We start from the raw sequence: 15,348 nt of genomic DNA, 5'->3' as shown, positions 1-15,348 counted from the left end.
TAAATAAGCGCTTTATGGTAGTATGCAGCTCGCTCAAAGTGGGGAAAAATTCCACATTTTAGGGAGCGGTGTATGCGAACAGTTATTTCCAATACCCTTTATACATGGAAAAGGCCTTCCGCAACCGGGGGGGCAAGGAACGATAGGAAAGCCCCAATTTATATCCGAGCCATTTGGCCGCGAAAGAACACAGTACCTTGGGAAGGTACAATGGGTTGCGGCGGCTTACATAGTTGATTTCCGACTTGGCATACCGCACGCCCTCGCTGCCTGCACGTCCAAACGTATCAAATATCCAACGGTTGTCGCTGTGAAACACCCCAATATCGAAATAGCGTTCAAATTCTTCTCTGATGCGGTAATCATGCGAGTGGTATACACAGGCGTCCGCGGCGTACACCATCTTCCACCCGTTCAGTAGTAGCTTACCGGCCGTGATGACATCCTCGCCCATAATGGTGCCCAATGGAAAGCCGCTCACTTTCTCAAACGCCGCACGGCGATACGCAGCAAATGAATTGGAGCAGGAAATGGTTTTGATACCGTATTTTTGGGCATCACCAAGCCCCCGGACCTGCGTTTCCTCGGGGTAATTGAACTGCCGCGCGTGGCGCTCCAGCAACGTAGCTCCGGGGTGCGGGAGCTGACGCCCGTAGGCCATACCGACCTGCGGATCGGTAAACGCCTGGACAATATTTGCCAGCGCCGACGGGTTGGCGGGCACCGCATCCTGGGTGAGCAAGATGTAGATATCTGCATCCGGATAGCGCGCAATGGCCGATTGGCGCGTGCCGCCATGGTCAAACCCGTTTCCGTCCAAGCCCATCACCTCAAACCCACAGGCCGTCGCCGCTTCTATGGTACCATCAGTCGAGCCCGAGTCAATCACCACGCGCGTTTGTAGCGGTAGCGTCTGCTGAGCCAGCGCTTCCACGAGCTTTAAGAAGCGCTGACCGCCGTTCAATGTCGGAATATACAAGTTGACCTTCATTGCTGTTCATTTATTTCGACATGTTCTTGTAGTTCGTTGTTTCCTAAGGCCATGCTCCGGCCACCGGCGTCATTCAGCCAGGCGCCTCCGGATGTCACGAAGTTGCTGTCTATGGAGACCCGATGCGCCGCTTCCTTTACGGTGATCGCCGCATTTCGGGTATTCAGAATATGATTGCCCCGTAATACTGCGCTTTCTACATTAAATAGCAGCAATGCACCAGCATCATGCCCGCTTTTCATCCGGTTGTGCTCAAAAATCAGGTTTCCGTCCATGTTGATATTTATGGGGCCACTGTTGATCTCGTTTCCTATCAGATGCAACGAGTCTATTCGGATACCGTTGGGCAGCATCAAACTGTTTACACGGCTTTGCCGGATGGACAGCATGCGTCCGTCGGCATTGGCCAATAGCCGCAGCGTGTGAAATGTGTTTCCCTGCATCCTAATGTGTTCCCATTTCCCCACCAGTTCAAACGCACCATCGGTGACGTTCCTGTTTACGGTGATATCGCCGCATCCCTCCGCATAAATCGCCGGGCGGTTGTTTTCAAAAGCACGGTTTCCGCTCAGCGTCACACCAGATATTCCGATGAGTGTCCCAATGCCGGAGCCATCAGGCGTTGATTCGCCATTTACAAACCCATTGCCTCGGCTATAATTTCCCGCGATGAGCGCATTGATAGCGATCACACGGCCATGCGCACGGTTGTTGATGTCTATGGCATCAGCAGCGTTGTATTCCAAGCGGTTGTTTATGATCCGGTAGTTTACCACGCGCTCGGCGGCGTTGAATGCCACCTGTATCCCGCTCATACCGTTGCGATGGATGCGGTTGCCGGCTATTTCTACATCACCGCTATCGTGGATGAAGATGCCATTTTCACCATTGTGGTGTATATGGTTGCCCGAGAGGGTCACCCCCCTACTGGACAGCACGCGGATGGCAGTGCCCGGGTTATAAGACTTCGGCGATTCACGGGCGCCTCCGTAATAGCTAACTTCACTGCCCGTCACCCGGCAGGCAGCGCAATCGTACCACAGTATTCCAGGGAACGAGCGCCTGTTGGACGAGTCGCCCACCAAGCGGCTGTCGGCGACAGTGATATTGCTGCATTGCGAGGCATAGATCGCTTCATTGACCGTTTCAGCCTGGAATGAAAGAAATACATTGGAAATGCGGCTGGCACGAAACAGCGGGGCGTCCGAGTGCTGCTTTTCCACGGCAAACTGGCCAGACACTTCACGGGGTTGCTTCAAGATGCCGTCAGCCACCAGGTGGACGTTGGGCACCAGCCTGATCGTGCGCACTATGTAAGTGCCTTTGGGGAGGTACACCGTATCACCCACAGACGCACTATCGAGCGCGAGCTGTATAGCCCGGCTGTCGTCTGTTTTGCCGTCGCCCTTAGCACCGTATTCTTTTACATCGATACGGCGCCCTATGCCGGGTATTTCCTCGGCTTGCCGGGGCGATTCCATAACACAGGCGATTGCCATTGCAGCACCATGGATCAAAAAAAAATAGCGAAAAATAGCGTTCTTCATACCTTCATGTTTTGTTCTGTGATAACGCTCCAGGTCTTTGAAGCCGTCTCGTCCCACGTGAAAAGCGCAGCCCGTTCAAGCCCCCCTGTACGTAGCAACCTGTAGCGATCGCCATCATTTACCAGCGTCTCTATGCCGGCTGTAATTGATGCGATGTCATGCGGATCGACACACAACGCCGCGCCTCCAGAGATTTCAGGAAGCGAACTTTCCGCAGATGTAAGCACCGGCGTACCCGAGGCCATAGACTCGATGACGGGCAGTCCGAAGCCTTCCATCAGGGAAACGAAAAGCGTGGCATAAGCTCCCTTGTACAGCGCCGGCAGCATTTCTTCCGGTACGAAGCCCAAAAACCGGACCCTGTTGATGATGCCCAGCTGGGCGATCAACGCAGAAAGCTCCCCATCCGCTGAACCTGAAAGGAAAAACATAAAATCTTCAGGAATGGCGGCACGCGCAAAGGCGGCCAGCATTGCCGGGACGTTTTTATTTTTGCGGCGGTTGCCGATATACAGGAAGTATGGTCGTTCGGTTTCGAACACCTCTGTATTTTCCCTGTACGCATTATCCACGCCATTGTATACCACCGTGATCCGTTGTTCATCAATTCCAAGCAGCTCTACCAGCTGTCCCTTGCTAAACTGCGATACGGTAATGACCTGCTTCGCCCTTGCCGCCAACCGGGCAATGACATGCTGGTAGTACAACCGGTGCGCAGGTGTGTAGTAAAACAGGTGCATCAAATCGTGTATGGTAAAGACAAACGGAATGCGGCTATACAACGGCGGCATGAATGATGGACTATAAAACACATCCGCTTCTGCCCTGCTAATCTCCCGTGCCAGCATTACCGGCGTCAGCATACTGCCCAACGCCGTCCGGCTCCGGATAAACGAAGGCAAAACCCCGGCAGGCCTACGCGCTATCACTTCGCGGTAAAGCTTACCGATACCGGTATCCCCGTCCCACCTGCTGTCAATCAGTACGCGGACCGCCATCAGCCGACCCTCCCTTTCAGACGCGAAACAGCCTCGGGGTGGGTGCTCCCCAACAGAAACACCAGTACCAGGTAGAGGATGATATCGTTGTCATAGCCTGAATACAAGATCATCATAATCGCCAGAAGTGGCAGCAGGGCAATCAACCAAAACCCCCGGCTGTTGGGTTGTTTTGCAAGGCAGAACCGATAAAAATAAATCAGAAAAAGCAAATATGAAAGCAGGCCGACAACACCGAAATCGAGGTAACAGGTCAAGAAGGTATTGTGGATATGCGGCTCGCCATGGTAAAACTTCGCGTACTGGCCCAGGAAGTCACGCGCCGCCATAAATCCGTTGCCCAACGGCGAAATCGCCGTAAAATGCTCAAAAAACGCCCTCCAGTATACCAACCGTACTCCCATGCCGTCGTTAGAAGCCATGATATGATCTATCCGTACCACCTTCTGTGCAATGAATGGAGCGGCTAGCAACGCCACAGCGCCGAGCACCACCCGCCACCGTATGGAAGAGGCCACCCACAGCAGGCAGCCGATGCCAATGACCAGGGCCACTACCGGCGTACGCGACAAAGAAAGCCAAGCCAGCAACAGTACCAGCAAAATGCGCCACCAAACGATGGAACGACTCTTTGCCACGGGTAGCAGCAGGTACGCAAATCCAAGCAGTGCAATGCGGGCGCCGAACATGTTCTTGTCATCCAGCCCCCAGAAAAAATGCGACGGCCGGTACAGCGCACTGCCATGGGCTGAAGTGGGTGCGCCGGCAATCCAACGGAATCCCGTTGCCTGATGGTAGACGAGCAGCTGCAGCAGCGTCAGTCCAAGCGCAATATGCAGCATCACGTCTACCAACCGCAGTAAACGGCTGTTGTCGCGCTGCGCTAGCCAGCCTACCGAAGCGTATAAAAACGTAAAATTGATCGGCAGCTTGAGAAAGTTGGTCATCGCCTGTTGGTCCGCAGGCCGTACCGCCAAAAAAATCACTGCTGCATATCCCGAAAAGATCATGAGGAACAACACCCAATAATGGCGGAGCAGCGCGGGCGAATCCCATAAAAAAAACATTGAGGCCAGCAAAAATACGAACGGATAGATTTTTACCGGGAGAAAAACAGCCAGCAGCGCACTGCAGAAGAGCACCTCGCCGACCATCGCTTTCGGAAATGGTATAGTCCTATTTACCTGCATATGCTGTTCTCGCGGTTTCCAGTATGTTTTCGTATTCGCTTACCATGCGTTCCACACTGATGTATTCCGCCACGGAAGCTCTCGCCTCTTTCGCCAGCCGGTTGTACAGCCCCACGTCCTGCCATACCATGCGGAGGGCGCGTCCGAGGGAATCGGATTCGCTTGGATCGCAAAGAATTCCATTTTTGCCATCCTTAACCGTTTCGCGCAAACCGCCCCGGTTGCTTGCGATTACAGGCAAATTGTTTGCCAAACCTTCTACCGCCACCATACCCAGCGGTTCTTCCCATAACGAAGGAACCACCAGCACGTCGATATTGCGATAAAAGTGCTGTGGGTCTGCATATCCGGCAAAAACAATGCGGCTATCGCCTTCTGCCAAGTCGTTAAGATACCTTTCATCCTCCTCCTTTCCCCGCCCGGCGATGCGCAGTGTGCCATCGATGCCAGACTGCCTGAACTGGTGAATAAGCCATGCTACGCCCTTGACAGTGGAAAGCGTACCAATGTAGCCCACGGTCAGCGGCTGATCGGCCACGCGCAGGCGCAGCGGGTTTGATTCCGGTATCACCCGTGCATTGTGCACCACATACCGTGCAGTCTGCGTGAAATATCCGTATGACGCAAACCGATTCAGTATGCTACGGCTGATGCCGACCACCGCCGTCAGGCGGTTAGATCGCTGCCTATAGCCAATCCGCAGCAAACGTTCCATGAAGCTCCGTTTCGGCCCGGAATGCCCCTTGCTGAACAACGTACTATTGGGGCTTAACAGGTACATGTCATGCAGTACCTGCACCACCGGGATTTCGGCACGGCGCACCTCATCCCATACAGCGACAGACCACCCAACCAGGTTGTGGCACGACACCACTGCCGGCCGCTCCACACGCAGCACCTCGCGCACATACGTCTGCATGGACCGGTTGTAGCGGTCCTGTAAATGCCAGGCCAATCTGCTCAACTTCCCCGGCCGCTCCTTTTGAAACGGCCAATAACGGTTGTGCAACCCTGCGCGGTATACCCTTATGCCGTTTACACTATCCGTCTGCAGACCGGGCTCCGGCTTCATGCTCAGTACCGACACCTCATGCCCCCTGGCTTGCATCCCCTCCACGATCAGTTTGAGTGAAATTTCCGCACCGCCTGCTATATATGGATCATAAAGTGCATTGATATACAGTATTTTCATCGTTTAATCAGTTCACGGTATATATTATCCAGTGTCACCACGATCCGGCGGCTGTCATGCGCATCCGCCACATAAGCATGCAAGCGCCGTCCCATACGGTCCATCGCTTGCGGGTCACGCCGCTTCAGTGCGATCGCCTGCTTGATCTGCTTCCCCAACGCCCGCCGGTGTTCCTCCCGATCGCTGTATTGGTAGTGGAACGTATCGGCCATATGCTCCCCCAGATCCGAGATGGTACCTATTTCCGGACAGATTACTGTCTTTCCATAAGAAAATGCGAGAATGGCCGTTCCAGAATTGAGGCTACTGGATAAATCGTAGGGCAATACTACCGCGTCCGCACCGGCCAACACGGCGCCCATCTCGCTATCCGGAATAAAGTAAGGCAATAGGGTCACATTGCCCGCCTGCCCGGCGCGGTAGGCAACTTGTTGGCGGTAGTCGTCGTCAATGGCCTTCCCCGCGATCGTCAGTTGCACCTGGTCACCGAACTCACCAACCACATCGATAAGCAGCTCAAGATTTTTGTAGGGTTTCACCATTCCGGTAAAGAGCAGGCTCAGCCGTTTCAGGCCATGCAATTCAGTGGGGTTTGTCTCCGCTCCATACTCCCCGATAAAGTGGGGATGCGGCATGTATACCGCTTTCTGGCGCACTTTGGCCCCGTGAGCCGCAAGGATTTCTTCCGACTGCCGGGAATGAATAATGATCCGGTGTGACCAACGCAACAGCAGGCGGGTTATGGTACGGCTGAAGAATGCAAGCCCCTTCTCATGCGAGACACGGTTATGCATGGTCCACACCAGTGGTTTACCGCTCAAGCGGATTACAATAATAACGGCTAGTTTGCGCAGAAAGCTGCGCAATCCGATAAAAAAGTTGCTGTCGTCAATATTTTCGAACCAATTGAGATGAATCAGTTTGATGGACCGGAAGTGTCTGCGGCTTGAGAAAAAAGTATCCAACGGATGTATGCGGTAGCCCTTGGCACGCAGCTCGCCCACCAGTAAGCCGATGTATTTGTTCTCCTCATTAACAGGGGGGTTGAAAATAATATCCATCACCTGAATAACTATGTTGCCAACCTTTTCCGCAGCCCGCGGGCTTTGGCCGCCGCGATGATGATGTCACTCCACCGGAGGTCGAATTCCCGGCGGTGCCGCCACCACATCAACATTTTTCGCCCGGCACTTTCGCGCATGGACAGCGCCATGGTGAAAAGCTTCCGCTCGCGCATGAGCGCCTGTTGTTCCCGAAGCAGGTTTTCGTAGACCACCCGCTCCGACTCATGGGGGGTATGTATCTCCAAAAACCGGTGCAACCAGCCGGAATACGCCATGTTGCCGCGCATTTTTTCCAACTCATTGCCTGACGACGAGATGGACAGGCTGTTGCTCCGATAATGGAACACCGGTTTGTTGGTATGAGCAATGCCCTTGTCGCCGCACGCGAGGTAGGCCGTGATGTCGTCCGAACCCCATGCCAATGGCAGGGGGTAAAATCCCCCGCGGGCTTGGAGTGCTTCGGTACGGTACACGAAATCAGAGATGTATTGCGACCGGAGCTGGCGGAGCCGGTGCCAGATATGGTCGCACACCCGTTCGTATGATGGGCAGGAAGGCGTCAGCTGGACGGCATTGCCGCCGTCATCGATAATCACGCTTCTGCAGTGATATACATCCAACCCTGGATAAGCGGTGATCAATGCTGAAAACTCGTCGAGGTAGTCAGGACCCATCCGGTCATCGTCGCCCATCATCACAGTATATTCGCCTATCGCCAACCCGAGGCACTTGTTCCAATTTTCGGTAAGCCTTACCGCACCGACATTCGTGTCATTTTCGTAGTAGCGGATACGGGCGTCGGTGAACAATTTAACCACCTGCCTCACCGGTTCGGGAGAGCAGTCGTTGAGGATAATCAGCTCGAAATCCGGATATGTTTGCCCGAGTATGCTCTGGATGCATTCCTTTAGAAAGCGGCTCTTATAGGCCGGAATGCAGACTGAAAATTTAGGCATCGTCCTTTCCTTTCCTCATTAGCGTTTTTTTCAGGTAACGAATATCTGCCGGTTTGACTACGAACATCAACAGGTAGCCAAGATATAGCAGGGCAAATATAGCCGAACTGGCGATAACCGTGCCATATCCGTCCGGCAGGGCCAACAGCTTCGCAGCGTACCGACTGACGAGCAGCGCTGAAGCGCCTCCCAGCGCCGCCGGAAAAAATGCACGGATAAACAGCCGGGCCCCATTCAGGTGCAGCACCTTCGGTATATAGTACACATAAAAGAAGCCGATTTGAAGCAACATATACACGAGGTAGCCGACCACCGCAGCACCGACTTGCAGTGTGCTGGCAAAGATGACGGTGACCGGCAACGAGACGACACAGGCCACGGCCGAAGAATATACCAGAAACCGCGTCTTCCCTGTCGAAAGCACCAAACTGGCTACCGGCGTGTTGTGCATAGACAGCAACACCGTGAGTAACCACAGCGCCAGCCACAGGGAAAGATGGCCATAGCCTTCACCCATATAGAGCAGCAGTATCTGATCTGCGTTGAGGATCAGTACAAACACCACAAAGCCTAAAAAGATGGAAATGTATTTGGTCGCTTCAAACACCATGCGTTCTATGCGCTGCTGATCACCTGCCGCATACGCCTTAGATGCCGAGGGCAACAATACCTGCATGAATACACCGCCAAACGCAATGATCAGCGTGGCGATGGTCTGAATCACGCGGTAATCGGTAAGTACCTCCATGCCATCAGCAAATCTTCCCAGCAGGAGCGGTCGCAAGTTATTGGCAGTCAACTGAAATATCCCCATGGCAAATATCGCCAGGCTGTAGGCCAGTATTTCTCGAAATGCAGCTCCATGCCACCTTGGCGTCAGCAATGACGCCCGCGGCAGGGGAAAGACCCCAAGGCGTTTCACGTAAAACACGACCGGCATCAGCGTAGTAAGCGTATACCCAATAAAGTAAGAGATCAGCGTCCATTGCAGGTGTATGGCCGAAAACGCTACCGCAAGATGCAACACGCTACTGATGAGGGTCACCCGGTTTACAAAGCCCAATTCATCCTTAGCGCTCAGCAACTGGATGGCTACACTAGAAAGCCAACTGAGCACAGTTGAAACCGACAGGATATACATGATCTGCCTATACAGGGGCAACTGGGCTTCCGTAAGGTTAAACAGGTAACCACCGTTTTCCGACATGACCAGAAAGATTGCCGCATTAATCAGCCCGATCGTTCCGTAGAAAACAATGCTGGAACGGGAAACATCCGCGATTTTTTCCCATTTCCCTTCGGCGGTCCACATGGAAAAAAACCGGACCGCCCCCACGTTGAAACCGAGATCCATCAGCCGCAGGTAGGCATTCAGCGAAAACGCCAGCGCAATAAGGCCATAGTCTGCCTTACCGTAAAAGCCCACCAGCATGGGTATGGTTACGAACTTTGCAAGGGCATCAACGACCTTGGCGAGGATGCCCCATAAGGACCCGGAAAACAATCGTTTGGCGCTGGCCGTCCCTGATGTTTCCTGAGTTTGTTCCGTCGTATCGGGATGCATATTCAGCCAACCAATATCGGCAAAAATGCCGATTGGCCAAAACCACCCGTTATACTTCCATAGCGCGGTCTACGATAACTCCCTCCCGGCTGGCACATACCGATTCGGTCAGCGGACAATATCCTGTTGCCCCACGAAGGATCAGGCCACCACCTACGGCTACCTTTGCAAGGCCGGAGATTGGAGACTTAAACATACAGGTAATTCCGTTGTATAGCACAAATGCGCCCGCTGCTACCGATAATATCCGCTCAGAGTCGGCAATGTTGCGATGCTCCGCGGCTTCTCTCAACCGGTCTTTTACGTCGTCCAGTATTTCTTTGGTCTTGGGTTCCATACGTCTAAATCTTTTGATTAACTTTTGCTTACAGATAGGTAAACAACCATTCCTCCGTTTAGTTTTTCGCAAAGCGTATTTACCTGCCCAGCTTTGTAGTTTTGACAAATAACACGTACTTTGTCCGCAGCACATGGAAATTATCGGTTATATCCTGTCCGTCTTTATTGGTATATCCTTAGGCCTCATCGGTGGTGGCGGTTCCATACTCACCGTTCCGGTATTCGTCTACCTATTTCGTATTGAGCCTGCGCTGGCTACGTCCTACTCCCTGTTTATCGTGGGGCTGACCAGCCTCAGCGGCGCAGTATTTCAATACAGCAGAGGGTATGTCAATGTCAAAGCTGGCCTCTCATTTAGCGTCAGCTCAGTAGTGACGGTCTTTGCAGTCAGGAAGTATATGCTGCCGGCGATTCCTGATGTGCTTTGGCAGGTCGGGGCGTTCACGGTTACCAAGTCCGCTGCGATCATGGTGTTTTTTGCCGCCTTGATGCTGGCCGCATCGGTATCCATGATTCTCGGTCACCAAGACGGGGGTACGCCACGTAAACAATCGGGAATGCCTACGCTGCTCGCCTTTGGCGTCGGCATTGGCCTCGTCACCGGACTGCTGGGTGCCGGGGGCGGCTTTCTAATCATTCCCGCGTTGGTGCTACTGATCCATATACCCATTAAAGAGGCCATTGGCACTTCACTGTTTATCATTACGATCAATTCGCTCATGGGGTTCATCGGGGATGTCGGACATGTAAGCATTGACTGGCCGTTCCTGCTCAAAATATTGGCCATCACCATATTCGGTGTGTTCATCGGCAGCGCCCTTGGCCGCCGCATTTCTGCCGACCGCCTGCGAAGCGGCTTCGGCTGGTTTGTACTCATTATGGGCATTTATATCCTAAGCAGGGAGTTGTTTTGACGGACCGCGAAGACTAAGTCCGAGGGATTCAGTACATTTGTTCGTGGTGCGGTTGCATGGGCCGGCATCACCACATTACAAGTTTTAAAAAAGATGAAAATCGGTATCAAAAATAAGATTTGCGCCCGTTGCGTACAGGCAGAATCGCAGGCGTTTGCATCGTTGGATATCCAACCGCCGGATGTGCGCCTCGGTGAGGCCTGGGCGAGCCGATCGACCACGTATAACCGACAATAGCGATGCTCAAACAACTGATTTTGGTAGGCATCGGCGGCAGTGTGGGCAGCATGCTCCGGTACTTGGTGTCCATACTCACCGCACGATATGTACACACCACTTTTCCCCTTCCAACGCTGTTGGTCAACCTTGGTGGGTGCTTTCTTATCGGCTTGCTCGCTGGCCTGTTCAGCCACTCAGCCTACGCCAACACCAACCTGCGGCTCTTGTTCATCACAGGCTTCTGCGGCGGCTACACCACGTTCTCGGCATTCGCCCATGAAAACCTGCTGCTTATCCAAAACCAGCAGGTCTTCACGGCTGTCGCCTATACGTTGCTGAGCGTCATATTTGGTGTAGCGCTCGTTTGGGCCGGCATATGGATTGTCCGGGGATGAGGCCGGAGGCAATAGACACCCGCTACCTTACTATCAGTTCCCGTTCGCCGGAGACCAACGAAATATGGCAGCAGTCATACGTAACCATGTAGTCTCCGCTGACCACCCGGCTATCGCCAATAAACCCTTCAAAGTGCAATTCGGTTTCTTCAAACCGGGGGATGGCGTCTGCATCATAACCGTCGTCGGCAAGCATATACACGCCCGGCTCGTGCATGAAAGTCCCCTCAATGCCCGTGCTTCCGGCCGTCAGGTCCTGTTTGTCGGAAACACGGGTCACTTTTATGCTGTCCAGCGTCACCGGAGCCCCATCGCCATCGACCACCTTAACCGTGATGGTCTCAAATTGAAAGGTACACATTACGTCCTCACAAGACGTGTCGTCCGTGCCGTCAGTGTCGTTGGCGGTTCGTTCTGCGCAAGACATCGCCATGGTGGTCATCAGCAAATAAAAAACGGATAGTTTTTTCATCATAGATTATTTTTTGGTAAGACGAGATGCACGTGCTTACCGCTACAGGCGGTCCGGCAGCTGCAATTTTTAATATTTGGGTAACAATAATCCTTTACCTTTGTGGCGACCCGACATCGATCCATGAGACAACATACCGATAGTACCGCCAACAACTGCTTTCAAAAATCGGCAAGGGCAGCAGATGGGGTGCTCTCAATCAACAGCAAATGAAACGGATAATCATATTTATTTTAGGTTGCCTGCTTATGCAAGGCCCGTTGTTCACCTCAGGCAATGGCCCCCGCTTCACCCTAAACGCCGGAGACCTGGTTATCTGCGGGGATGACAAAATCCGCGTTTATGACGGTCGTGCCGCGCGCGCTGGTGAAAGCAAGATACGCTGGTCATGGCAGGCCAGTGAAGCAAAGGGGCAACTCCCTGAGGAATATTTCGGCATGCTCCGCTCGCTTGATGAGTGCAAGCCGGTGCGCGGCAACACGCAGTTGCTCATCACCTCTTCCTCCGGCGCCACCCTCCTGCTGGACATCGCCAGCAAGCGCGTCCTGTTTTACGCGAAAACGCCCATGGCGCATTCAGCGGACCTGTTGCCAGGCGGACGAATCGCAGTTGCCAACTCTACGCATCCAGCGGGCAACAGCTTGGAGCTGTATGACGAGCGGTGGCCGGAGCAAGTGCTCTACAAAGACACCCTGTATTCCGGTCATGGCGCGGTGTGGCTCGCCGACCGGCAGGAATTGGTGGCACTGGGCTTTGATAGCGTCCTGGTGTACCGCCAGCGTGATTGGGACACCGACCGGCCGTACCTACAACGGGTGCGCACGTTTCCACTGCCTGATGAAGGCGGCCATGAGCTGTCTGCTACCAAATCCGGTCATCTCCTCGTCAGTACCCACCACCACGTCTGGCTCGCGGATATCCAAACGGGTGAATTCACCCCCTTCGAGCCGCTCAAAGACCACCACAATGTCAAATCGGCCAACTATGATGCCCGTACAGGCGCGTTGGTTTATACCATTGCGGAAGAAAGCTGGTGGACGCGCCACATATACGGCATCGCTCCAGATTTCCGGATCGTAATACCCGACATCCGGACCTATAAAGTCCGTGTGGTAGACTGAAGCGGAGCCCCGCGCCCGCAGGTAGCCGACCGTTCCTTTCAGTTGACAACGTAGATGATATTGGCCACTGGGCGTTGCCCACTGTGATCAAATATCTTGTTGTCCGATGGGTGGTTCACCACGCCCGTTTCCGTTGCCCCTTTGACAAACAAGGTGCTGCTTCCACCACCGTCAAGATTCATCGCATCACCAGCGCCCAGCCAGCCCAGTAATTTTGTCAACTCGGCGAGGCTCATGCCTGCAGCCTGCTTGTTACGGCCGTCTACGACGACAAAGATCAGCTTACGGTCGGCAGTAACGGCTATGGCGCTGCGTGGGTGGCGGTTGTCATTGAAAGGGTTGGAAGCAAGGATGATCGCAGACCCGTCGTGGATCAACAGCGGGCCCGATAACAGCACGTTCGGCACCTCGCTGCGCTCGTAATCCGGGGAAGCGGCCGGCTGGATTTCGGTTTTCTTCCTGGAGATCAGCAATACTGCATTTGCGCGGTCAGTTTGCGTTTTCGTACGGTTGATGACCCGATTGGCTACCTTCACGTAGTCGACCGATCCGCCGTTTTTCATATCAAAAAATCCCCCATTGATGGCTGCCACGGCATCATGCGTGGCTGCAATCTGCGAGGTACTGTCCAACCGGACAGCATCCGCTGCTATGCGGATTTTCCTGCGGTGTTTCTTCAAATCTATTTCCACCAGGTTTACGTCCTGTTGGCTCCCAAACAGCCGTTCGAAATGTCCGTGTTTCCAAATGATACCCTTTCCGACGGTTTTGGTGTTCCATTGGTTAGTCACCACGGCTAGTGAATCCGGCGATTGTCCACAAGCCAATTGAGTTAGCAGTAAAAAGCCAATGAGAATTGCGGGAACATGTTTCTTCATGCGTCCAAAGTTAGTAGAACTATATTCATTTCCGCAAGCCAACTTCATATCATCAGTAACATTATATCTACAGCAAACCGGGAGCTACCATTTTTTTCTTTTTCCCTATCTTAGCACCATGCAAACACTCCAATCCGCACACCCTCACCAGTGCGGGAAGGTAATGCTTGAAAAATTCACTGCGCAGGATTTTGCTTATTATTACACGCTGGTTGGCAACGAACAGATCATGGCACAGATTACTGAGCGTGCCATTCCCTACGAGGAGGCCAGAGCGGATTTCGGAAAACTGCTCATCAACAACACACTGCATGAACGCTTCGGCCAATTTAAACTTCTGGAACGCTCGTCCGGCACGTTTCTCGGCCTCGGCAAGCTGGAGATCACCAAACAGGCTGCTGCATCAGCAGAGTTGGGATACATTTTATTGCCGCAATACTGGGGCAAAGGGCTGGGCACGGAAGCAGCCAGGCAGCTTATCGAAGTAGCTCGCTCCGAACCGCAGCTTAAAAAGCTGACCGCCATCATTGACCCCGCCAACCTGGCATCACGGAAGATTTTGATCAACCAAGGCTTCATTTCCACAAAGCTTTTCGACTATGACGGCCTCCCGGCAGAGTCGCTGGAGCTCACACTATAGGCTAAGCGAGAGCGGCTCATCAAACAAAACACGCCGCTTTTCGTTGATAAAGTGAACACAGTTGAACGAAACGAAACGTCATGAGCACAGAAAATTTGAACGGTCAGGAGGCCATTGACAAACTAAAGGATCTGGTTGACGGGATAGACATCGGCGTGCTGTGCACCTTCATGCCGGGCACCGACTATCCGCACGCTGTGCCAATGAGCCGTCAGGAGGTTGACGAAAATGGCCATATCTGGTTTCTGTTTTCGTCGGAAAGCGAAACCCATAAACACCTCCAACATAACAACAAGGCGAGCTTGTTATACTCCGATGTCCGGAATTACAAATTCCTCAGCATCAACGGCACGGCAGAAATATCGCAAGACCAAGGCCGGATCGACAAGTATTGGAGCAACATGGTAGCGGCTTGGTTCGAAAAGGGGCGGGAAGATCCGCATATCCGCGTTTTGAAAGTAATTCCCGAAGACGCCCATTACTGGGACACCAAATCCAATAAATTGGTTACCCTTCTGAAAGTGGCGGCCAGCGGCGCGTCTGGCAAGCAGATGGATATCGGCAGGCAAGGAGATTTGAACTTGTAGTGGCAACCCACACGGTGAGAACAGACCGTGGATACCCACGATCATAATCGATTGCCGCGTTCATGGACCCGCCGAATGCTGCACCAAGTGGCTCGCCACGCCACGACATTCGTATAGCAGACGATCAGCAGCTAACGGATTACTCACACCAAATCGTCAAAAAAGTGACTCAGTCACCTTCTCCGGTAGATCCAGCGGAGCCAATTAAGTATGTCTATCCCTGACATAGGGTTGTCAGTACCGTGCGCTATCTTTGTTGTTAAATAAAGGACTTAAGTAAA

At 53.2% G+C, this 15,348-nt stretch carries 17 protein-coding genes; 6 read left to right on the top strand and 11 right to left on the bottom strand.

Going from position 1 to position 15,348, the window contains the following annotated elements; translation table 11 throughout:
- Positions 1 to 82: 82 nt before the first annotated feature.
- From ACFOET_RS17120 to ACFOET_RS17080, 9 genes are read right to left on the bottom strand one after another with little or no spacing between them, the layout of a single operon-like run.
- The gene (locus ACFOET_RS17120; protein ID WP_379024896.1) at positions 83 to 991 is read right to left on the bottom strand and encodes a glycosyltransferase family 2 protein; all 909 of its coding nucleotides are present in this window, start codon (positions 989 to 991) and stop codon (positions 83 to 85) included.
- The gene (locus ACFOET_RS17115) at positions 988 to 2,538 is read right to left on the bottom strand and encodes a right-handed parallel beta-helix repeat-containing protein (RefSeq protein WP_379024894.1); all 1,551 of its coding nucleotides are present in this window, start codon (positions 2,536 to 2,538) and stop codon (positions 988 to 990) included. The genes ACFOET_RS17120 and ACFOET_RS17115 overlap by 4 nt, the downstream gene beginning before the upstream one ends.
- Positions 2,535 to 3,536, bottom strand: coding sequence for a glycosyltransferase family 4 protein (locus ACFOET_RS17110; RefSeq protein WP_379024892.1), 1,002 nt, complete (start codon positions 3,534 to 3,536; stop codon positions 2,535 to 2,537). The genes ACFOET_RS17115 and ACFOET_RS17110 overlap by 4 nt, the downstream gene beginning before the upstream one ends.
- Entirely contained in the window at positions 3,536 to 4,726 is a 1,191-nt protein-coding gene (locus ACFOET_RS17105; protein WP_379024890.1) for an O-antigen ligase family protein, read from the bottom strand. The genes ACFOET_RS17110 and ACFOET_RS17105 overlap by 1 nt, the downstream gene beginning before the upstream one ends.
- Positions 4,713 to 5,918: a glycosyltransferase family 4 protein gene (locus ACFOET_RS17100; RefSeq protein WP_379024888.1), complete on the bottom strand. Its 1,206-nt coding sequence runs from the start codon at positions 5,916 to 5,918 to the stop codon at positions 4,713 to 4,715. The genes ACFOET_RS17105 and ACFOET_RS17100 overlap by 14 nt, the downstream gene beginning before the upstream one ends.
- Entirely contained in the window at positions 5,915 to 6,979 is a 1,065-nt protein-coding gene (locus ACFOET_RS17095) for a glycosyltransferase family 4 protein (RefSeq protein WP_379024886.1), read from the bottom strand. The genes ACFOET_RS17100 and ACFOET_RS17095 overlap by 4 nt, the downstream gene beginning before the upstream one ends.
- 11 nt (positions 6,980 to 6,990) lie before the next feature.
- Positions 6,991 to 7,938: a glycosyltransferase family 2 protein gene (locus tag ACFOET_RS17090; protein WP_379024884.1), complete on the bottom strand. Its 948-nt coding sequence runs from the start codon at positions 7,936 to 7,938 to the stop codon at positions 6,991 to 6,993.
- Positions 7,931 to 9,502, bottom strand: a complete 1,572-nt coding sequence (locus ACFOET_RS17085; RefSeq protein WP_379024882.1) for a lipopolysaccharide biosynthesis protein — start codon at positions 9,500 to 9,502, stop codon at positions 7,931 to 7,933. The genes ACFOET_RS17090 and ACFOET_RS17085 overlap by 8 nt, the downstream gene beginning before the upstream one ends.
- Before the next feature lie 49 nt (positions 9,503 to 9,551).
- Complete coding sequence (locus ACFOET_RS17080) at positions 9,552 to 9,839, bottom strand: YgaP family membrane protein (RefSeq protein ID WP_379024880.1); 288 nt, start codon at positions 9,837 to 9,839, stop codon at positions 9,552 to 9,554.
- A gap of 133 nt (positions 9,840 to 9,972) precedes the next feature.
- On the opposite strand from ACFOET_RS17080, the gene ACFOET_RS17075 reads away from it, so the two are divergent.
- The 3 genes from ACFOET_RS17075 to crcB all read left to right on the top strand — a co-directional run bounded on the left by ACFOET_RS17075 (position 9,973) and on the right by crcB (position 11,369).
- On the top strand, positions 9,973 to 10,755 hold the full coding sequence (locus ACFOET_RS17075; protein ID WP_379024878.1) for a sulfite exporter TauE/SafE family protein: 783 nt from the start codon (positions 9,973 to 9,975) through the stop codon (positions 10,753 to 10,755).
- A gap of 93 nt (positions 10,756 to 10,848) precedes the next feature.
- A complete protein-coding gene (locus tag ACFOET_RS17070; protein WP_379024876.1) occupies positions 10,849 to 10,992 on the top strand; it encodes a hypothetical protein in 144 nt (47 codons plus the stop codon).
- A gap of 2 nt (positions 10,993 to 10,994) precedes the next feature.
- Positions 10,995 to 11,369, top strand: a complete 375-nt coding sequence (crcB, locus tag ACFOET_RS17065; protein WP_379024874.1) for a fluoride efflux transporter CrcB — start codon at positions 10,995 to 10,997, stop codon at positions 11,367 to 11,369.
- Positions 11,370 to 11,391: 22 nt separating this feature from the next.
- Here the strand turns inward: crcB and ACFOET_RS17060 are convergent, their stop codons facing one another.
- Complete coding sequence (locus tag ACFOET_RS17060; RefSeq protein WP_379024872.1) at positions 11,392 to 11,844, bottom strand: hypothetical protein; 453 nt, start codon at positions 11,842 to 11,844, stop codon at positions 11,392 to 11,394.
- Positions 11,845 to 12,050: 206 nt separating this feature from the next.
- Between ACFOET_RS17060 and ACFOET_RS17055 the strand changes: the two genes are divergently transcribed.
- The gene (locus ACFOET_RS17055) at positions 12,051 to 12,962 is read left to right on the top strand and encodes a DUF6528 family protein (protein ID WP_379024870.1); all 912 of its coding nucleotides are present in this window, start codon (positions 12,051 to 12,053) and stop codon (positions 12,960 to 12,962) included.
- Between the two features lie 38 nt (positions 12,963 to 13,000).
- Here ACFOET_RS17055 and ACFOET_RS17050 read toward each other — a convergent pair whose 3' ends face one another.
- Complete coding sequence (locus ACFOET_RS17050) at positions 13,001 to 13,840, bottom strand: phosphodiester glycosidase family protein (RefSeq protein WP_379024868.1); 840 nt, start codon at positions 13,838 to 13,840, stop codon at positions 13,001 to 13,003.
- Positions 13,841 to 13,958: 118 nt separating this feature from the next.
- Between ACFOET_RS17050 and ACFOET_RS17045 the strand changes: the two genes are divergently transcribed.
- Positions 13,959 to 14,480 (top strand): GNAT family N-acetyltransferase, encoded by a 522-nt coding sequence (locus ACFOET_RS17045; protein WP_379024866.1) that lies wholly within the window; start codon positions 13,959 to 13,961, stop codon positions 14,478 to 14,480.
- Between the two features lie 80 nt (positions 14,481 to 14,560).
- Entirely contained in the window at positions 14,561 to 15,067 is a 507-nt protein-coding gene (locus ACFOET_RS17040; protein WP_379024864.1) for a pyridoxamine 5'-phosphate oxidase family protein, read from the top strand.
- Positions 15,068 to 15,348: the final 281 nt, after the last annotated feature.

Source organism: Parapedobacter deserti, from assembly GCF_042646065.1.
Taxonomy (GTDB): domain Bacteria; phylum Bacteroidota; class Bacteroidia; order Sphingobacteriales; family Sphingobacteriaceae; genus Parapedobacter; species Parapedobacter deserti.
Note: the sequence above shows the minus strand (reverse complement) of the source record. Positions and strands in the feature narration are given on the sequence as shown.